Origin of the sequence: Aureimonas endophytica, assembly GCF_014642635.1 — a bacterium.
GTDB classification, from domain to species: domain Bacteria; phylum Pseudomonadota; class Alphaproteobacteria; order Rhizobiales; family Rhizobiaceae; genus Plantimonas; species Plantimonas endophytica.
On the sequence record NZ_BMIQ01000007.1, the window covers coordinates 1 to 18,973 of the forward strand.

At 69.9% G+C, this 18,973-nt stretch carries 18 protein-coding genes; 9 read left to right on the forward strand and 9 right to left on the reverse strand.

Annotation, left to right across the window (positions count from 1 at the left end; translation table 11 throughout):
• Window positions 1-1,129 precede the first annotated feature (1,129 nt).
• Genes IEY14_RS19190 through IEY14_RS19210 form a run of 5 tightly spaced genes read right to left on the reverse strand, consistent with a single transcriptional unit; the run spans window position 1,130 to window position 5,318 of the window.
• Entirely contained in the window at window positions 1,130-1,576 is a 447-nt protein-coding gene (locus IEY14_RS19190) for an RbsD/FucU family protein (protein WP_188911466.1), read from the reverse strand.
• 40 nt (window positions 1,577-1,616) lie between these two features.
• The gene (locus IEY14_RS19195) at window positions 1,617-2,270 is read right to left on the reverse strand and encodes a LutC/YkgG family protein (RefSeq protein WP_188911467.1); all 654 of its coding nucleotides are present in this window, start codon (window positions 2,268-2,270) and stop codon (window positions 1,617-1,619) included.
• Window positions 2,267-3,700, reverse strand: coding sequence for a lactate utilization protein B (locus IEY14_RS19200; RefSeq protein ID WP_188911468.1), 1,434 nt, complete (start codon window positions 3,698-3,700; stop codon window positions 2,267-2,269). The genes IEY14_RS19195 and IEY14_RS19200 overlap by 4 nt, the downstream gene beginning before the upstream one ends.
• Window positions 3,700-4,494 (reverse strand): (Fe-S)-binding protein, encoded by a 795-nt coding sequence (locus IEY14_RS19205; protein ID WP_188911469.1) that lies wholly within the window; start codon window positions 4,492-4,494, stop codon window positions 3,700-3,702. The genes IEY14_RS19200 and IEY14_RS19205 overlap by 1 nt, the downstream gene beginning before the upstream one ends.
• A 53-nt stretch (window positions 4,495-4,547) precedes the next feature.
• Window positions 4,548-5,318 (reverse strand): IclR family transcriptional regulator, encoded by a 771-nt coding sequence (locus tag IEY14_RS19210; RefSeq protein WP_188911470.1) that lies wholly within the window; start codon window positions 5,316-5,318, stop codon window positions 4,548-4,550.
• Window positions 5,319-5,440: 122 nt separating this feature from the next.
• Between IEY14_RS19210 and IEY14_RS19215 the strand changes: the two genes are divergently transcribed.
• From IEY14_RS19215 to IEY14_RS19245, 7 genes are all read left to right on the forward strand, one after another.
• Window positions 5,441-6,190 (forward strand): SDR family oxidoreductase, encoded by a 750-nt coding sequence (locus IEY14_RS19215; RefSeq protein WP_188911472.1) that lies wholly within the window; start codon window positions 5,441-5,443, stop codon window positions 6,188-6,190.
• A 43-nt stretch (window positions 6,191-6,233) separates the two neighbouring features.
• Window positions 6,234-7,778, forward strand: coding sequence for a sugar ABC transporter ATP-binding protein (locus IEY14_RS19220; protein WP_188911474.1), 1,545 nt, complete (start codon window positions 6,234-6,236; stop codon window positions 7,776-7,778).
• On the forward strand, window positions 7,775-8,788 hold the full coding sequence (locus IEY14_RS19225) for an ABC transporter permease (protein WP_188911476.1): 1,014 nt from the start codon (window positions 7,775-7,777) through the stop codon (window positions 8,786-8,788). Before IEY14_RS19220 ends, IEY14_RS19225 begins: the two co-directional genes overlap by 4 nt.
• A gap of 78 nt (window positions 8,789-8,866) precedes the next feature.
• Complete coding sequence (locus tag IEY14_RS19230; RefSeq protein ID WP_188911477.1) at window positions 8,867-9,817, forward strand: ABC transporter substrate-binding protein; 951 nt, start codon at window positions 8,867-8,869, stop codon at window positions 9,815-9,817.
• A gap of 73 nt (window positions 9,818-9,890) precedes the next feature.
• On the forward strand, window positions 9,891-10,745 hold the full coding sequence (locus tag IEY14_RS19235) for a fumarylacetoacetate hydrolase family protein (protein WP_188911479.1): 855 nt from the start codon (window positions 9,891-9,893) through the stop codon (window positions 10,743-10,745).
• Window positions 10,746-10,762: 17 nt separating this feature from the next.
• Window positions 10,763-12,040 (forward strand): L-fuconate dehydratase, encoded by a 1,278-nt coding sequence (locus tag IEY14_RS19240; RefSeq protein ID WP_188911481.1) that lies wholly within the window; start codon window positions 10,763-10,765, stop codon window positions 12,038-12,040.
• Between the two features lie 8 nt (window positions 12,041-12,048).
• Entirely contained in the window at window positions 12,049-12,837 is a 789-nt protein-coding gene (locus IEY14_RS19245) for an L-fucose dehydrogenase (protein ID WP_188911483.1), read from the forward strand.
• 43 nt (window positions 12,838-12,880) lie between these two features.
• Here the strand turns inward: IEY14_RS19245 and IEY14_RS19250 are convergent, their stop codons facing one another.
• The 4 genes from IEY14_RS19250 to IEY14_RS19265 all read right to left on the reverse strand — a co-directional run bounded on the left by IEY14_RS19250 (window position 12,881) and on the right by IEY14_RS19265 (window position 16,446).
• Window positions 12,881-13,813 carry an efflux RND transporter periplasmic adaptor subunit gene (locus tag IEY14_RS19250; RefSeq protein WP_188911485.1) on the reverse strand — a complete coding sequence of 311 codons (933 nt, stop codon included), beginning with the start codon at window positions 13,811-13,813 and terminating at the stop codon, window positions 12,881-12,883.
• Between the two features lie 6 nt (window positions 13,814-13,819).
• The gene (locus IEY14_RS19255) at window positions 13,820-14,023 is read right to left on the reverse strand and encodes a DUF1656 domain-containing protein (RefSeq protein WP_188911486.1); all 204 of its coding nucleotides are present in this window, start codon (window positions 14,021-14,023) and stop codon (window positions 13,820-13,822) included.
• On the reverse strand, window positions 14,023-16,143 hold the full coding sequence (locus IEY14_RS19260) for an FUSC family protein (protein ID WP_188911488.1): 2,121 nt from the start codon (window positions 16,141-16,143) through the stop codon (window positions 14,023-14,025). Before IEY14_RS19260 ends, IEY14_RS19255 begins: the two co-directional genes overlap by 1 nt.
• Window positions 16,144-16,239: 96 nt before the next feature.
• Entirely contained in the window at window positions 16,240-16,446 is a 207-nt protein-coding gene (locus tag IEY14_RS19265) for a hypothetical protein (RefSeq protein WP_188911490.1), read from the reverse strand.
• Window positions 16,447-16,638: 192 nt separating this feature from the next.
• Between IEY14_RS19265 and acuI the strand changes: the two genes are divergently transcribed.
• Window positions 16,639-17,622 carry an acrylyl-CoA reductase (NADPH) gene (gene acuI, locus IEY14_RS19270; RefSeq protein ID WP_188911492.1) on the forward strand — a complete coding sequence of 328 codons (984 nt, stop codon included), beginning with the start codon at window positions 16,639-16,641 and terminating at the stop codon, window positions 17,620-17,622.
• Window positions 17,623-17,771: 149 nt separating this feature from the next.
• Window positions 17,772-18,971: a glycosyltransferase family protein gene (locus IEY14_RS19275; RefSeq protein ID WP_188911494.1), complete on the forward strand. Its 1,200-nt coding sequence runs from the start codon at window positions 17,772-17,774 to the stop codon at window positions 18,969-18,971.
• Window positions 18,972-18,973 lie beyond the last annotated feature (2 nt).

The following is an 18,973-nucleotide window of genomic DNA, read 5'->3' on the forward strand; positions in this document are numbered from 1 at the left end:
CGGCGCACCGGCACCCGCCGCCGCGAACCGCACCCCGAGCCGCCGCCCGTCGTCCCCCGCTCCGTCCCGCCCCGTGGCGCAGCTGCGCACCACCGGCCACGGCGGCGCGGCGCCGAAGCCGGCGGCGAGCGCGGACGACTGGGAAGAGTTCTGAGCGACACCACCGCCGCGACGGAGCCAACTCCCACCGCCGATGCCGCCGCGTCCCCTCTCCCGAGCCGGGAGAGGGTGCCGGCAGGCGGGTGAGGGAGCCGTAGGGCGCTGACGTCGCCGCCGGACAGCGGCGGCGAAACTGCTTTGCGACCGCAACGCGGATCGCGAAGCGCCCGTCATTCCCTCATCCCGCTGCCGCGACCTTCTCCCGACTCGGGAGAAGGAAGAGGCGTCACGCCCTCCGCCTTCCCGGCACCGAAGAAGCGGTTGGTACAGCGAGGTCGGTCGACGGAAGAGCGCCCTTCCTCTCCCCAGCGGGGAGAGGGTGGTCGCGAAGCGGCCGGGTGAGGGGCATGCGGCGGTGGAGACTGGCGGACCGCCGCTCGGCTCCGCCGACCCCTCATCGCCTGCCGGCACTTCTCCCCGTTGGGGAGAAGAAAGCGGTGGCGCGGCTTCGTCCCGTCGGACACCGCAGAAGCGGCCGATGCGAGCGAGCGCGGACGGCACCACCGCGTCCCTCTCCCGAGCCGGGAGAGGGTGCCGGCAGGCGGGTGAGGGAGCCGTAGGGCGCTGACGCTGGCTTCCGCCACTTGGCGCAAAGGCCGGCGCCCGTCATTCCCTCATCCCGCTGCCGCGACCTCCTCCCGATTCGGGAGAAGGAGGAAGCTTTGCGGCCTCCGCCTCATTCGGAGCCGGAGAGGCGGTTGATGCAAAGCACCTTGGGAGAAGGGAAGGCGCCCTTCCTCTCCCCAGTGGGGAGAGGGTGGCCCGCAGGGCCGGGTGAGGGGCATGCGGCGGTGGACACTTTCCCAAAGCCGCTCGGCTGCGCCGACCCCTCATCGCCTGCCGGCACTTCTCCCCGCAGGGGAGAAGAAAGCGGCTTCGCGGCGGCATCCTACGGGCCGGCCGCATCCTCTTCCTTGAGACGCTCGAAGAATGCGGTGGCACCGGCCGCGCCCTGCCGGTGTCGCCCCTGTCAGTCGAAGACGACGCCCTTCTTGAAGACGAAATTCGCATAGGGCCGGGCGTCCGTCGTGCGGACGACGGCGTAGCAGCGCTTGGCGGCCTCGTAGAAGGCGAAGCGCTCCAGGGGCACGATCGGGATCTCGCGGCCTTCCGCCTCGTTCACCACCTGCTGCACCTCCTGATGGACATCGAGCACGGCGTCGAAATCGTCCACCACCGCCATGCGGCTCACCGGCTTGTCGACGAAGCTGTCGAGCGGCAGGAGCGACAGGATGGCGCGCGAGGCCTCGGTCGTGTCGCAGCCGGCGAGCTGGATCAGAACCCCGGAGGTCGTGCAGCCGGCGACGGCGGCCGCCGGGAAGTTGCGGTCGACGATCACCAGATCGTCGCCATGCCCCATTTCGGCGAGCACGGTCAGAAGCTCGGACGTGATCAGGGGCGGAATGGTCTTCAGCATCGCGGAAATCTCCCTTGCGGCGATGAGGATCGGTTGAACTTTAGAGGGTCGGCACGAGGAGGACGTGCAGCGTCCGCGGCCCGTGGACGCCGATGACGAGATTGCCCTCGATATCCGTCGTGCCGGACGGACCGGTGACGAGGACGACATTGCGCGAGCGCTGCAGGTCGAAGCCCGCGAAGGCGTCTTCGAGATAGGGCACGACATCCGCCTCGCGCAGCACCGCGACGTGATGGAGCGGCAGGATCGCATCGAGAACGGCGCTGTCCGGCCCGGAGCGGATGACGAGGCTCGCGGTCTCGGCGACCCCCTTCTCGGCGAGCGTCACCGCGACGCCGTCATCGGCTTCGGCGCCCGGCGCGAGGCCCGCCGCCGCCCAGTCGAGCCGGCCGAGGGCGGGAACCGGCTGGAGGCGCACCGCTCCGGCGAGGCCGAGCCGGCCGAGATGCGCCGCGACGGCGCGCGGCACGTCCGCCGCCGCGCCGAGACGCTCCACCGAGGCGCCGGGCGGCAGGCGCGCGATCGCCGCCATGAAGAGGTCCACCGCCGAGCCCTCCGGCAGGCGCGGCCGCACCGTTTCGGGCGCCTCCAGCAGGGCGCGCGCCTCGGCCTCGATCACGGCGCGCGGTGTCTCGGCGAGGGGGCCGAGCGCCGCGCCGATCGCTCCGAAGATCGCCTCCCGCGCGCCGCTCATCGCCGCGCCTCCGGCGCATGGGCGCGGGCGACGGCGGAGGAGAGGAAGGTCGGACCGGAAGGGGCGGGCATGTCGCGATGGCGGGTCCAGGCGCTCCCGACGAGCGGCAGCGAGCGGATGAGGCGCCGCCGCCCGCCCAGCGCCCGCAGAGCCAGCGAGGCGAGGCGGGTGGCGAGGCCGTAAAGGGCGGGCGTCGTCGCGAGGCGCCGCCAGAGGCCGAGCCCGGCGCGCATCGTCACCGGCTCCAGCCCCTCGCGCCAGCTCTTGGTGCGCCAGCCGCGCAGAAGCGTCGGCAGCGGAATGTCGACCGGACAGACCTCGCGGCAGCGGCCGTTGAGGGTGCAGGCATGGGCGAGATCGCGATTGGCGAGGCTCAGCCCGTCGAGCGCCGGGGTGAGCACGGCGCCCATCGGCCCGGGATAGGTACCGCCATAGGCATGGCCGCCGATCTGGTTGAAGACCGGGCAATGGTTCATGCAGGCGCCGCAGCGGATGCAGCGCAGCATGTCGCGCAGGCCCCCGGCCTCGGCCAGCATGCGGGTGCGGCCGTTGTCGACGAGGACGATGTGGAACTCCTCCGGCCCGTCGGCATCGCCGGCCCGCTTCGGCCCGGTATGGAAGGTCGTGTATTGCGTGAGCGCCGCGCCCGTCGCCGAGCGCACGAGAAGGCGCAGCATCTGTAAGGCATGGCCGGCGGTCGGCACCAGCTTCTCGATCCCCGCCGTCACGATATGGATGCGGGGCAGGGTGGTGGTGAGCTCGGCATTGCCCTCGTTGGTGACGACGGCGACGCTGCCCGAGTCGGCGACGAGGAAGTTCGCGCCCGAGATTCCGACATCGGCCGCGCGGAACTTCTCCCGCAGGAAGCGGCGGGCCGAGGCCGCCATTTCCACCGGCGTCTCGCCGAGCTCGGGCGCCGCGTGGCTCGCCTGGAAGAGCTTGTGGATCTCCTCGCGCGTCTTGTGCATCGCCGGCCAGATGATGTGGCTCGGCCGCTCGCCGGCGAGCTGCACGATATGTTCGGCGAGATCGGTCTCGGTGCGCTCGATGCCGGCCGCCTCCAGCGCGTGTGGCAGGCCGATCTCCTCGCCGAGCATCGATTTCGAGCGGGTGACGCCGCGCGCCCCCGCCTTCTCGCAGATGGCGACGACGATGCCCGCCGCCTCGTCGGCATTGCGGGCGAAATGGACCTTGGCGCCGCTCGCCACGGCGTTCCGCTCGAACTCGGCGAGGTAATGGCCGAGATGGGCGACGACATGGTCGCGGATCGCCTTGCCGCGCTCGCGCGCGACCGCGAAATCCGGCCATTCGCCGACGATCCGGGCGCGCTTCAGGCGCGCCGTGCCGGCCGTGCGGTCGATGGCGGTCTTCAGCTGCCGGTCGGCGAGGGCGGCGTCGCTGCGCGCCAGAAAATCGGCGGCGCTGCCCATCACCTCTCCTCCCCGAGGGCCGGCTCGCCGCCCCGGCCGGCCAGAAGCTCGACCGTGTGATAGGCGCGGATGGCCGAGCCCTCGCGCTTCAGCTTGCCGGCCATGTTCATCAGGCAACCGAGATCGCCGCCAAGGAGGATCTCGGCGCCGGTGGAGCGGATCGCCGCCGTCTTTTCCGCCACCACGGCATCCGAGATGGCCGGATACTTGACGCAGAACGTGCCGCCGAAGCCGCAGCAGGTGTCGGGCTCGGGCAGGGGGCGGAGCTCCAGCCCCTCGACCGAGCGCAGGAGCTGGCGCGGCTGGGCGCGGATGCCGAGCTCGCGCAGGCCCGAACAGGTGTCGTGATAGGTGGCGCTCGCCTCGAGGCGCACCGGCGCCGGGCGGTGGCCGAGAACGTCGTGGAGAAAGCTCAGGACCTCGTGGATGCGGGAGGCGAGGGCGCGGGCGCGCGGTTCCCAGACGGGATCGCCGGCAAGGAGCGTCGGATAGTCGTGGGCGAGCGTCGCGGTGCAGGAGCCGGACGGCACGACGATATGGGCATAGGGCTCCAGCACCTCGATCTGGTGGCGGGCCATGGCCTTCGCGCCCTCCGCGTCGCCGGCGTTCAGCGCCGGCTGGCCGCAGCAGGTCTGGCTCGGCGGCACGACGACGGCGCAGCCGGCCTGTTCGAGCAGCGCGATCGTCGCCTCGGCGATCTGCGGGCGCATGACATTGACGAGGCAGGTAACGAACAGCGCCACCTCGGGGCGGGCGCCGGGCGATGCGGAAGGAGAAGGAGGGATCGGCGACATGGCTTCGTTCCGGTCTCGCCGGCCCGGCGGACGGGCATCGGCGGCGCGCCCGGTCAGGCGAGCGACAAGCGTTCGGCGACGCCGCGAAGCAGCGTCAAGGTGGCGGCGATGGCCGCGTGCGGTCCATCGAGCCGGTGCACATAGGGGCAGGTCAGCACCGCGAGGGCATGGCCGCCGGGCGCCAGCACCGGCACGCTGATATCCTCGACGCCGCGCACCTGCCGACTCTCCGCGACACGGTAGCCCGAGCGGCGATGGATCGCCAGTTCGGCTTCCACGGCGGCGAAGGCGGCCTGCCGCTCCGCGCCCTCCCAGCGCCGGACGAGATCGTCGCGGAGCTCTGGCTCCAGAAAGGCGAGCAGCGTCTGGCCGGAGCCGGTCGCGACGAGGTCGAGCGAGGCGCCGATGCGGATGCCGAATTCCCAGGCGCCCGGCCCGCTGGCCTGCGCGACGACGAGCGCCGCGTCGCGATCGGCGACGGCGAGATGGCAGGACTGGCCGGTTTCGCGCGCGAAGCCGTCCATCAGCGGCTGAGCCTGGGCGACGAGCCGGCGCACCGGCGGATGGCGATGGGCGAGGACGAAGAGCTTCATGGTGAGCGCGTAGCGGTCGCCCTCCGGCGAGCGGGCGACATAGTCGCGCGCCACCAGCCGCTCCAGCATGCGATAGACCTCGCCCGGGCTGCGGCCCATGGCCTTCACCAGCTCGGCCCGCGTCAGGCCGCCGGGCTCCCGCGACAGAAGTTCGAGAATGTCCAAGCCCTTGTCGAGAGCCGGGGCGCGGTAGCGCGCCTCCGCCTCGGCGGGCTTCAAGATGGTGCTCATGCCGGCTGGCGTCCTCCCCGACGTCCTGCGTGCTGTGCCGTGGCTCCTATTTACATATGAATAGATTGTTCGTATAGGAACAAAAATGCGGAATTGCGGGCTTGGGGAGGAGCGGCCGGATCATGCGACTGAGGGACAAGCGCGTCTTCATTTCCGCCGCCGCGCAAGGCATCGGCCGAGCCAGCGCGCTGGCCTGCGCCGCCGAAGGGGCCGAGGTCGTCGCGACCGACATCCAGGAGGACGGGCTGCGCTCGCTCGCCGCCGAGAGCGACCGGATCAAGACTGTCCGCCTCGACGTGCGCGACGCCTCCGCCATCGCGGCCTTCGCCGCCGCGCAGGCGCCCTTCGACGCGATCTTCAACTGCGCCGGCGTCGTCCATAACGGCACGATCCTCGAATGCGGCGACGCCGACTGGGACTTCGCCTTCGATCTCAACGTGAAGTCCATGTTCCACGTCACCCGCGCCCTCCTGCCGGGACTGCTGGAGCGGGCCGGCGCCACGGGCGGGGCCTCGATCCTCAACATGGCCTCGATGGCCTCGTCCATCAAAGGATTTCCGAACCGCTTCGCCTATGGCACGACCAAGGCGGCGGTGATCGGCCTGACGAAATCGGTGGCCGCCGATTTCGTGAAGCAGGGTCTGCGCTGCAACGCACTCTGCCCGGGCACTGTCGACACGCCGTCCTTGCGCGGGCGCATCGCCGCCGCCGCCGATCCGGTGCAGGCCGAAAAGGATTTCGTGGCGCGCCAGCCGATGGGGCGCCTCGCCACCGTCGACGACATCGCGCCGATGGTGGTCTTCCTTCTGTCGGACGAATCGCGTTTCGTCACCGGCCAGGCGGTCCTGGTGGATGGCGGCGTGACGATCTGACGATCGCTGGGATGCCGCGACTGGCGGGCCGGGGAGGGCACGCATGACCGAACTCGTCCGCATGACGGGAATCGACAAGAGCTTTCCGGGCGTCCAGGCGCTGAAGGGGGCGCGCTTCGACCTGCAGTCGGGCGAGGTTCATGCCCTGATGGGCGAGAACGGCGCCGGCAAGTCGACGATGATGAAGATCCTGTCCGGGATCTATCCGAGGAGCGGCGGCGAGATCCTCCTCGAAGGGCGGTCGGTGGAGATCGGCTCGCCGCGCGCCGCGCAGGATCTCGGCATCGCCATCATCCATCAGGAACTCAACCTGATGCCGGATCTCACCGCCGCCGAGAACATCTTCATCGGGCGCGAGCCGAAGCGCGGCTTCGGCCTGCTCGACGACCGCAAGCTGAATGCCGACGCGAAGGCGATCTTCGAGACGATGCGTCTCGATCTCGATCCGCGCACGGTGGTGGGCGGCCTCACCGTCGCCAAGCAGCAGATGGTCGAGATCGCCAAGGCCCTGTCCTTCCGCTCCCGCGTGCTGATCATGGACGAGCCGACGGCCGCGTTGAACGATGCCGAGATCGCCGATCTCTTCGCCATCATCCAGCGCCTGAAGGCGGACGGGGTCGGCATCGTCTACATCTCGCACAAGATGGACGAACTGAAGCGCATCGCCGACCGCGTCACCGTGATGCGCGACGGCGAATATGTCTCGACGGTGCCGATGGCCGAGACCCCGGTCTCGCGCATCATTTCGATGATGGTAGGGCGCGAACTCGCCGACGATTCGCGGCCCCAGGTGCCAGCGGTGCCGGGCGACGTCTTTCTGGACGTGCGCCACCTGACGCGCGGCACGGCGATCCGCGACGTTTCCTTCGAGGTGCGGCGCGGCGAGATCCTCGGCTTCGCCGGCCTGATGGGCGCGGGGCGCACGGAAGTGGCGCGTGCGATCTTCGGCGCCGATCCGCGCGAGGCGGGCGAGATCCGCGTCGGCGGCCGCCTCGTCGACATCCGCAATCCGCGCGACGCGGTGCGGGCCGGCATCGGCTATCTCTCGGAGGACCGGAAGCATTTCGGCCTCGCCACCGGTATGAGCGTGCGCGACAACGTGGCGCTCGCCAGCCTGCCGCGCTTCGTCGACCGGCTCGGCCGGCTGAAGGAAGGCGAGATGCGCGACACGGCGCGGCGTTTCATCCAGCAACTCGCGGTCAAGACGCCGTCCGACGAGCAGGAGGCGCGGCTCCTGTCGGGCGGCAACCAGCAGAAGGTGGTGATCGCCAAGTGGCTCCTGCGCGACTGCGACATCCTCTTCTTCGACGAGCCGACGCGTGGCATCGATGTCGGCGCCAAGGCGGAAATCTACAAGCTGGTGAACGCGCTCGCCGCCGAAGGCCGGGCGATCGTCGTGATCTCCTCCGAACTGCCGGAGGTGCTGCGCCTCAGCCACCGCATCGCGGTGATGTGCGAGGGGCGGCTGACCGGCTTCCTGCCGGCCGGCGCCAGCCAGGACGAGATCATGCATCTGGCCACCCTGCGCGGCGCCCCCTCGGCGCCTGCCGGCGAGGCCGCGCGCGTCGCAACGGGAGAAACGCGATGAGCACGACCGGCAACACGGCAGCGACGGCGGGACCGGGAGCGGCGGCGCGCGCCCGCTTCTCCGGCGCCCAGCAGCGCCTTCTCGCCTTCGCGAGCCTCATCATCCTGGTGATCGGCTTCTCGCTCGCCTCGCCGAACTTCCTCCAGACCTCGAACGTCCTCGCCATCCTGCAGGCGACCTCGGTGAACGGCGTGCTCGCCGTCGCCGCGACGCTCGTCATCATCACCGGCGGCATCGATCTCTCGGTCGGCACGCTGATGACCTTCTGCGCCGTCGCCGCCGGCACCGTCCTCACCAATTGGGGCATGCCGCTGCCGCTCGGCATCCTGGCGGCGCTGGCCGCCGGCACGCTGTCCGGCCTCTGCTCCGGCTCGATCATCGCCAAGCTGAAGGTGCCGCCCTTCATCGCGACGCTCGGCATGATGCTGATCCTGAAGGGCCTGTCGCTCGTCATCTCCGGCACGCGGCCGATCTATTTCAACTCGACGCCGGGCTTCACCTCCATCGCGCAGGGCTCGATCGTCGGCTCGATCCTGCCGGAAGTGCCGCTGCCGAACGGCGTCCTGATCCTGTTCCTCGTGGCGCTCGTCGCCCATTTCATCCTGCGCCGCACCATCCTCGGCCGCTTCACCTTCGCGCTCGGCTCGAACGAGGAGGCGGTGCGCCTGTCGGGCGTCGACACCGACCGCTGGAAGATCGCGGTCTACGCGCTGGCCGGCGGCATCTGCGGCGTCGCGGGCCTCCTCATCGCCTCGCGCCTCAACTCCGCCCAGCCGGCGCTCGGCCAGGGCTACGAGCTCGACGCGATCGCGGCGGTCGTCATCGGCGGCACCTCGCTGTCGGGCGGGCGCGGCACCATCATCGGCACGCTGATCGGCGCGCTCATCATCTCGGTTCTCGCCAACGGGTTGCGCATCCTGTCCGTCGCGCAGGAATGGCAGACGGTGGTGACCGGCTCGATCATCATTCTCGCCGTCTACACGGACATGCTGCGGCGCCGGAAGGTCTGACGCCGCACGGGCCTCTCGGGACGAGGCCTGCCGCATCATCGCCATCCCCGCCGGGCGGGGTTTCCAGGGAGGAAGACCATGATTTCCAGACGCAGCCTCGTGGGCGCCGGCGCGGCGCTCGCGCTTCTCGCCGGCTCCGGCCTCGCCGGGGCGCAGGACTCGGGCAAACTCTACATCCCGATCATCTCCAAGGGCTTCCAGCATCAGTTCTGGCAGGCCGTGAAGTCGGGCGCCGACAAGGCGGCGGCTGAGTTCGGCGTCACCACCACCTTCGAGGGGCCGGACACGGAAGCCCAGGTCGACCGCCAGATCGACATGCTCTCGGCGGCGCTCGCCAAGAAGCCGGCGGCCGTCGGCTTCGCCGCGCTCGACAGCCAGGCGGCGATCCCGCTGCTTCAGCAGGCGAAGGCCGCCAACATCCCGGTCGTCGCCTTCGACTCGGGCGTCGACAGCGACATCCCGGTGACCACCGCCGCGACCGACAACGTCGCCGCCGCCGCGCTCGCCGCCGACAAGATGGCCGGCCTCATCGGCGACGAGGGCAAGATCGCGCTCGTCGTCCACGACCAGACCAGCCGCACCGGCGTCGATCGCCGCGACGGCTTCGTCAACGAGATCAAGGCCAAGCATCCGAAGATCGAGATCGTCGACATCCAGTACGGCGCCGGCGACCAGCTTCAGTCGACCGAGATCACCAAGTCGATCCTCCAGGCCAATCCCGACCTGAAGGGCATCTTCGGCGCGAACGAGGGCTCGGCCATCGGCGTCGTCAACGGGGCGCGCGAGCTCGGCCGCAAGATCATCATCATCGGCTACGATTCCGGCGCCCAGCAGAAGCAGGCGATCAAGGACGGCACGATGGCCGGCGCCATCACCCAGAACCCGGTCGGCATCGGCTACGAGACCGTGAAGGCCGCCGTCGCCGCCGCCAAGGGCGAGAAGGTGCAGCCGAAGATCGATACCGGCTTCTTCTGGTACGACAAGACCAATATCGACGACCCGAAGATCGCGGCCGTCCTCTACGACTGATCGCCTCCGCGATCGCCCCGGAGCGGCGCGCGGCGCGCGTCGCTCCTTCCTCCGAACCAGCCGAGATCCTTCGATGAAACTCCTCCGCTATGGCGCCCCGGGCCAGGAAAAGCCCGGCCTTCTCGATGCCGCCGGCCGCGTGCGCGACCTGTCCGCCCATGTCGCCGACATCGCGGGCGAGGCGTTGACGCCGGCGGGGCTGGAGCGGCTGAAGGCTCTCGACCCCGAAAGCCTGCCGCTCGTGCCGGGCACGCCGCAAAAGGACCTGCGCCTCGGTGCCTGCGTCGGGCGGATCGGCAAGTTCATCTGCATCGGCCTCAACTATGCCGACCATGCCGCCGAGACCGGCGCGCCGATCCCGGCCGAGCCGATCATCTTCGCCAAGTGGACGAGCGCCGTGGTCGGCCCGAACGACGATGTCGAGATCCCCCGCGATTCGGTGAAGACCGACTGGGAGGTCGAACTCGGCGTCGTGATCGGCAAGGGCGGCCGCTATATTTCCGAGGATGAGGCGATGGAGCATGTCGCCGGCTATTGCGTCGTCAACGACGTGTCCGAGCGCGAATTCCAGATCGAACGCGGCGGCCAGTGGGACAAGGGCAAGGGCTGCGACACCTTCGGCCCGACCGGCCCCTGGCTCGTCACCGCCGACGAGGTGGCCGATCCGCAGGACCTGAAGCTCTGGCTCGAGGTCGACGGCAAGCGCTACCAGGACGGCTCGACGAAGACGATGATCTTCACCGTCCGCCAGATCGTGTCCTATCTGTCGCGCTTCATGAGCCTCCAGCCCGGCGACGTGATCTCCACCGGCACGCCGCCCGGCGTCGGCCTCGGCCAGAAGCCGCCCGTCTTCCTCTCGGCCGGCCAGACCATGCGCCTCGGCATCGAGGGCCTGGGCGAGCAGGAACAGCGCACCGTCTCCGCCTGAGCGAACCGGACCGTCCCATGACCAGAATCGTCGACATGCAGGTCCTCGACCTGCGCTTCCCGACCTCGCAGCATCTCGACGGATCGGATGCGATGAATCCCGATCCCGACTATTCGGCGGCCTATGTCATCCTGAAGACGGATGCCGAGGGCCTCGAAGGTCACGGCCTCACCTTCACCATCGGGCGCGGCAACGAGATCTGCTGCGCGGCGATCGAGGCGCTGCGCCATCTCGTCGTCGGCACGGACATGGGAACGGTCGCGGCCGACATGGGCGCCTTCTGGCGCCACATGACCTCCGACAGCCAGCTGCGCTGGATCGGCCCGGACAAGGGCGCGATCCATCTCGCCACCGGCGCGGTGATCAACGCCGTCTGGGATCTCTGGGCGAAGATCGAGAAGAAGCCGGTCTGGCAGCTCGTCGCCGACATGAGCCCGGAAGAGTTCGTGCGCTGCATCGACTTCCGCTACATCACCGACTGCATCACCCGGGACGAGGCGATCGCGCTTCTGAAGGCGGTCGAGCCGGGCAAGGCCGAGCGCATCGCGACGCTGAAGCGCGAAGGCTATCCCTGCTACACGACCTCGGCGGGCTGGCTCGGCTATTCCGACGAGAAGCTGCGGCGCCTCGCCAAGGAAGCGGTCGATGCCGGCTTCCACCATATCAAGATGAAGGTCGGCCGCGACCTTCAGGACGACATCCGCCGCCTGACCATCGCGCGCGAGACGGTCGGCCCGGACGTCAATCTGATGATCGACGCCAACCAGGTCTGGGAGGTCGATCAGGCGATCGACTGGGTGAAGCAGCTCGCTTTCGTCAAGCCCTGGTTCATCGAGGAGCCGACCAGCCCCGACGATGTCGAGGGACACCGCAAGATCCGCGAGGGCGTCGCCCCGGTCCAGGTCGCGACCGGCGAGATGTGCCAGAACCGCATCATGTTCAAGCAGTTCATCATGCGCGGCGCCATCGACGTCGTGCAGATCGACGCCTGCCGGCTCGGCGGCGTCAACGAGGTCTTGGCTGTCCTCCTGATGGCGGCGAAGCACAAGCTTCTCGTCTGCCCGCATGCCGGCGGCGTCGGCTTGTGCGAATATGTCCAGCATCTGTCGATGATCGACTATGTCGCCGTCTCCGCCTCGCGCGAGGGGCGGGTGATCGAGTTCGTCGACCATCTGCACGAGCATTTCAAGGAGCCCTGCGTGATCGAGGGCGCGGCCTATATGCCGCCGCAGGCGCCGGGCTACTCGATCGAGATGAAGCCGGAAACGCTCCGCGACTTCCGCTTCAAGGGCTGAGGCGCGGCATGGATCTCGGCCTGAAGGACAAGGTGGTGATCGTGACGGGAGGCGGCGCCGGCATCGGCGGCGCCGTCTCGCTCGGTCTCGCCCGCGAGGGCGCGGTGCCGGTCGTCTTCGGCCGCAGTCCGCTTGCGCCGGATTTCGAGGCGCGGCTGCGTGAGACGGCGCCGCAGGCGAGCTTCGTCCAGCTCGATCTCGCCGACGACGCGGCCTCGGCCCGCGCCGTCGCCGCGACGCTGGAGCGGCACGGCCGCATCGACGGTCTCGTCAACAATGCCGGCGTCAATGACGGCGTCGGGCTGGAGGCCGGGCCGGAGGCGTTCCGCGCCTCGCTGGAGCGCAACCTCATCCATTACTACACGCTCGCCCATCATTGCCTGCCGGCGCTGAAGGCGGCGCGGGGCGCGATCGTCAACGTCTCGTCCAAGACGGCGCTGACCGGCCAGGGCAATACCAGCGGCTATACCGCCGCCAAGGGCGCGCAGCTCTCGCTGACCCGCGAATGGGCCGCCTCGCTGCGCAATGACGGCGTGCGCGTCAACGCGGTGCTGCCGGCGGAGGTGATGACGCCGCTCTACGAGCGCTGGCTCCAGACCTTCGACGACCCGGAAGCGCGCCTTCAGGAGATCACGCGGCGCATCCCGCTCGGCCAGCGGATGACGACGGCCGAGGAGATCGCCAATACGGTGGTCTTCCTTCTGTCGGACGCGGCGAGCCACACGACGGGGCAATGGCTCTTCGTCGACGGCGGCTATGTCCATCTCGACCGGGCGCTCGACCCGGCGGCTTCCTGAAGAAACACAATCGCACGGCGGCGCGCCTTGCGCCGCCGCCGCGTCAATGAAAGGCCAGCCACGCGCCGAAGGGCCGCCAGGCGCGGCGATACCAGGGCAGGGCCTCGTCCGCGCCGGTCGGCTCGACGATCACCGTCGCCGTCGCGCCCGAAACGAGCGGGATGTCCGCCGGCAGGTTCTCGAAGCGGATGTCGACCGGAATGCGCTGGGCGAGCCGGATCCATTCGAAGGAGGGTTCGGGGGCGAGGAGGAGATCGGAGGCGGTCGGGTTCTGCGCGTCGGCGATGGCCCGCGCGATGGAGCGCACCCGGCCTTCCAGCACCGTGCCGCTCGCCATCAGCCGGATGCGGGCGGGCGCGTCGACCTGGATGCGCGGCAGCTTGGTCTCCATGAAATAGGCGTCGATGCGATAGGAACTGGCGTCCACCACCGCCATCACCGCCGAGCCCGACTGGGCATAGTCGCCGACATCGACGCGCAGATTGGTGACGAAGCCGTCGACCGGCGAGCGGATCTCGGTGCGCGCCAGATTGATCCTGGCATCCTCGAATCCCGCCTCCGAGGCCCGCACCGAGGCGTCCGCCGAGGCGAGCTGCAATTGCGCCTGGACGACGGAGGCCTCCGACACGGTGTTCGTGTCGGTGCCCTTCAGCTTGGTCACGCGCTCCGTCGCATCCGCCTGGACATTGCGATTGGCGATGGCGACGTTGAGCTGCGCCTCCGCCTGACGCGCCGCCGACTGATAGGTGGCGGGATCGATGCGCATCAGGAGATCGCCCTTCTTCACCGGGCTGTTGTTGTGCACCGGCAGTTCGATCACGTTGCCCGCGACATAGCTCGCCACCTGCACGCTGCGGGCGAAGACGCGGGCGTCCCGCGTCCAGGGATTCTCGAAATAGGTCGTCCAGACATAGGTCGCGCCGAAGACGGCACCGATGACGAGAAGGGCGGTGAGGGCGAGGCGGACGACGATCATGACGCGCTAGAAGTCCGGATAGGCGGCGGCGACGGCGCCGAGGAGCACGAAGAACAAGGCGAGCCGGGCGAGCGGCGGATGCCAGAACAGCGTCCAGCCCTTGAGGCGCAGCATCGCCCAGTCGACCAGGAACCAGAGAAGGCCCGCGAGCCCCGCGCAAAGGAGGAGCGAGGGAAACATCAGGCCGAGGACGGAAATCTCGTGCCGCATCAGGCCCGTCCTTCCGGCGCGAGCCGGCCATGGTCGAGAAGGCCGCCGAGGAAGCGCGCGCCGATGAGGAAGCGCAAGGTCGCCGCCCGCTCCGGGCCGGGCGCGCCCTCGGCCGCGAGAGCCGCGCGGGCGCGCGTCTCGGCGGCGCGGAACGGCTCGGCACCCGTCGTCGCCGGGCGGCCCTCGGCCGCCGCGACCAGCGCCGCGCCGAGCTCGGGGACGAGCCCGGCGAGATCGGGCGGCAGGTGGCCGAGCCGACGCAGGCGGTGCAGCTCGTAGAGTTCGAGCCCCGCCGTCACCGCGATGCGGCTGCGGGCGAGAAGCGCCCGGTTGCGGCCCTCGGCGAGATCGAGATCGCCGCCATAGTCGCTGATCGCGTCGAGCGACTGGGCGAGGAACTCGTCCGCCTTGGCGTCGCGCCCGCGCGCCGCGCGCCGCAGGAGATGGCGCGAGGCGCGGGCGAGATGCCGCCGGAGCCAGCCCTGGTCCTCTGGCACGATCACCGTGAAGGCGACGGCGATGCAGGCGGGAAGGAGCGCCAGACCCGCCAGCGCGTTGAACAGGCCGAGCGGATCGTAGACCTGCATGTTCGAGGGCCGCAGCGCCACGGCGAGCAGGATCGAGCCGCCGAAGGCGTAGATCAGCCGGCCCGGCGCGCTGCCGATATAGAAGAACACGAACATCGTCAGCCCGATCAGCAGCGCATAGGGCGGGAAGCTCTCGACATAGGGAAGCACGGTCTCGAGGGCGAGCACCGGCGGCACCATCGCGGCGATGCCGAGGCCGATGGCGAGGCCGCTGGCGGTCAGCGCCGGCCGGGGCGCGATCGTCGGCAGGACGAGGCTGAAGGTGCCGGACAGGAGCGCGACGGTGAGGAGCGTCGGGCTGGCCGTCGCGATCCAGAGGGCGGAAAGGACGAGGAGCAGCAGCGCCGGCCGCAGGCCGCGCTCCGCCGCCGCGCGATAGTCAGGATAGCGCGCGACGATCGTCTGCCGGCGCGGCGCGGGGCGGGCGGGGTCGAAGACCGTCGCCTCGGCCTCCGCGAAGCTCGCGATCGTGTTCGCGAAGCGGCGGATGGCATAGATCACCGCCAGCGCGTCGGAGGCGCCGGCGGGGACCTGCGAGGCCGAGAGGCGAGTCGTCGCGTCGCCGTCGATCCGCGCGACGAAGTCGCGGAACCGTCCGGCGAGCGCCAGCGCCGTGCCTGCGTCGTGGAAGCGCGGCGGGATCGCGCCGAGAAGGGCGCGCAACTCGTCGAGAAGCGCCTCCGGCTCGGCGGGCGTTTCGCCCTCGTCCTGGTGATCGAGCACCAGCGACAGGGTCTCGGCCGCGATGAGGACATGGTTCAGCGCATTGGCGGCCGCCGCGACGCGGTCGAGGTCCGGGCCGCGATGCGAGCGTTCGAACTTGAAGGCGCGCAGATTGGAATAGGCGGTGGCGAGCGCCTTGGTGGCGGCCTGGCGGTCGGCGGGCGCGGGCTGCGCCGCCGGCGTCGCCGCCTCGCGCACGATCGCCATGACGCGGTCGCGGGCGTCGAGCAGGCCGTTTTCCAGCGTGCGGCGGACCGATTGCGGGAAGACGACGAGCAGCACCGCGAAGGCGGCCCCGATCGGAATCAGCGTTTCGGTGATCCGCGCCAGCATCAGCCCGTAGGCGGCATCGGCGCTGGGGCCGGTATCGAAGACGATCACCGTCGCCGTCAGCCCGGCCGTGCCGTAGGCATAGGCGTCGAGCCCCATTTCGAGCCGGGCGAGAAACCCGACGCCGAAGGCCCAAAGCGCCAGGGCGGCGAGGGAGGCGACGGGGCTCTGCGCGAAGAGCGCGACGATGGCGATGCCGACGACGCCGCCGACCAGCGTGCCGAGGAGCCGCATCACGCTGCGCCAGATGGTGATGCCCGAGCCCATCTGCGCGACGAAGGGAATGCTGATCAGCGCCCAGTAGGTGTTCTGGAGATTGAACAGAAAGGCGACGAAGAGCGACAGGATGGTGACGAGCGCGATGTTCGTCGCATAGGCGAAGCGGGCCGGATCGGGCGAGGCGAAGCGGCCCAGCCGCCGGGCGGCGCGGCGCCACATGCCGGCGGAGGGAGAGCGGGCAGCCGTGTCGCCGGCCGTCATCGCGTCATCGGTTCCAGGTCTCCTTTCCCGCCGGCGGATCGTTCGGCGGGAAAGAAAGGCTAGCGCGACGGGGCCGCGCGTCGAGCCTATAAGAGCTTACTGCGCCGTATAGACGTAGAAGCCGGTGCGCTCGATCACGGCATGGGCCGAGGCATTGTCGAAATCGCCGAAGGCGCCCGCCACACGTTCCGCCCGCCCGGCATAACTCCAGCCCGTGTCGCGCAGGAAGGTCGGCAGCACGCCGACATCCGGGATCACGCACACGATCGATGGGTCCTTGCGCTGGTGGAAGATGTTGTACACGGCACCCCTCCTTTGACGTGCTGATCCGATGGTCGGGCTGATGCGCCCCAATCTCGTCGGGACGATGACGGTATCCGGAATCTTTCCAAACAGACTCGATCGAACGTTAAATCGGCGGCGGCGAGGGCGCGCGACTTGCGGAACGCCGCCTTCCGCGACATGTCCCGCCTCGATACGAACGGGAGACGATCCATGTTCCGCGCGCTCGTGGTCACGAAGACCGGAAACGATACGCAAACGGCGCTTCGCGAGCTGAACGAAGACAGTCTGCCAGATGGCGACGTCGACGTCGACGTCCTTTATTCGACGCTGAACTATAAGGACGCCCTCGCCATCACGGGGCGCGGGCCGGTGGTGAAGTCCTATCCGATGGTGCCGGGCATCGACATGGCCGGCCGGGTGAGCGCCAGCCGCCATCCGGACTTCCGGCCGGGCGACGAGGTGGTGCTGAACGGCTGGGGCGTCGGCGAATCCCATTGGGGGGCGCTCGCCGAGAAGGCGCGGCTGAAGGGCGACTGGCTGATCCGCCGCCCCGCCGCCTTCACGCCGCGCCAGACGATGGCGATCGGCACCGCCGGCTATACGGCGATGCTCGCCGTCACCGCCCTGGAGCGCCACGGCCTCGAGCCCGGCGACGGGCCGGTGCTCGTCACCGGGGCGACGGGCGGCGTCGGCTCGGTGGCCGTCATGGTGCTGGCGAAGCTCGGTCATTCGGTCGCCGCCGTCACCGGCCGACCCGAACATGGCGACTATCTCCGGCATCTCGGCGCGGCCGAGATCCTCGACCGGGCGGAATTCGCGGGGCCGGCCAAGCCGCTCGCCCGGGAGCGCTGGGCGGGCGCCATCGACAATGTCGGCAGCCACACGCTCGCCAATGTCTGCGCCGGGCTGCGGCGCGGCGCGGCGGTCGCCGCCTGCGGGCTCGCCGGCGGCATGGACTTTCCGGCCACCGTCGCCCCCTTCATCCTGCGCGGCGTGGCGCTGCTCGGCATCGACAGCGTCTATCGGCCCCGCGCCGAGCGCGAGGCCGCCTGGAGCCGGCTCGGCGAGCTTCTCGACCCGGCCCTTCTCGAGGAGGCGACCAGCGAGATCGGCCTCGGCGAGGCCGTCGAAGCGGCCTCCGCCCTTCTCGACGGACGAACGCGCGGGCGCATCGTCGTCGACGCGCATCGTTGAAAGGACACCCCAAAACGCGAATTTCTCACGGCAAAATGCAGGCGCCGCGATCGCGCCTTGTTGGCTTTGCGTCAGAATGCACCTAAGTCGAAAGGGACGTGAGGATGGCTCGCGACCCGAGTGAGAGTGCGGTTCACGGAAGACGGACGATGAACGGCCAGCGGCTCCTCATCTACAGCCACGATTCCTACGGCCTCGGCCATCTGCGCCGATGTCAGACGATCGCCAACCATCTGACGGCGACGCACGAGGATCTGGCGGTCATCATCATCACCGGCTCGCCGGTGGTCGGCTCCTTCGACTTCCATCCGCGCGTCGATTTCATCCGCGTGCCGGGCATCGTGAAGCTCGACGGCAATACATACGCCTCCAGCGTCGCGGGTCTCGCCGCCGAGGAGATGATGGAGATCCGCTCCGTCATCATCCTCGAAACCGCCCGGCGCTTCCGGCCGGACGTGTTCCTGGTCGACAAGGAGCCGCTCGGCCTTCGGGGCGAGGTGCGCGAGGCGCTCGGCTTCCTGCGCCGCGAGGGCACGCGCAACGTCCTCGGCATCCGCGAGGTGCTGGACGACACGGTGCTTCTCAAGGACGAGTGGGAGCGCAAGGGCGCGCTCGACGCCGTCGAGACGCTCTATGACGACATCTGGATCTACGGCCCGCGCGACGTCTACCGGCCGCTCGACGGGCTCGGCCTTTCGGACAAGGCGCTGCGTCGCGCCCGCTATACCGGCTATCTGCGCCGCGTCCTGTCCGACGAGGCGCCGCCCATGCCGGAAGGGCCGGTGGAGCCCTATCTCCTCGTCCATGCCGGTGGCGGCGGCGACGGCGCCCTCGTCATCGACTGGGTGATCTCGGCCTATGAGCGCGACCCGGCGCTGCCCTGGCGCTCGCGCATCGTCTTCGGCCCCTTCCTGTCCGCCGACGAGAAGGCGACGTTCCGCGACCGCATCGCCGCCGTGCCGAAGCTCAGCGCCGAGACCTTCGTGACCAATATGGAGGCCCTGGTCGACGGCGCCTCCGGTCTCGTGACCATGGGCGGCTACAACACCTTCTGCGAGATGCTGAGCTTCGACAAGCCGACGCTGATGGTGCCGCGCACCCGCCCCCGGCTGGAGCAATATATCCGCGCGACGCGCGCCGAGGAGCTCGGCCTGCTGCGCGTCATGCTGCCGGACGGCGAGCGCGATCCGGAGCGCATGGCGGCGGCCCTGCGCGCCCTGCCGGACCAGCCGCCGCCCTCCGCCGCTCGCCTGCCGGGTCTTCTGTCCGGCCTGGAGGAGATCGACCGCCTCTTCGTCGACGCGGTCGCCGAACGCCGCCGCCGGCCCGCCCTGATCGGCATCGCTTGAAG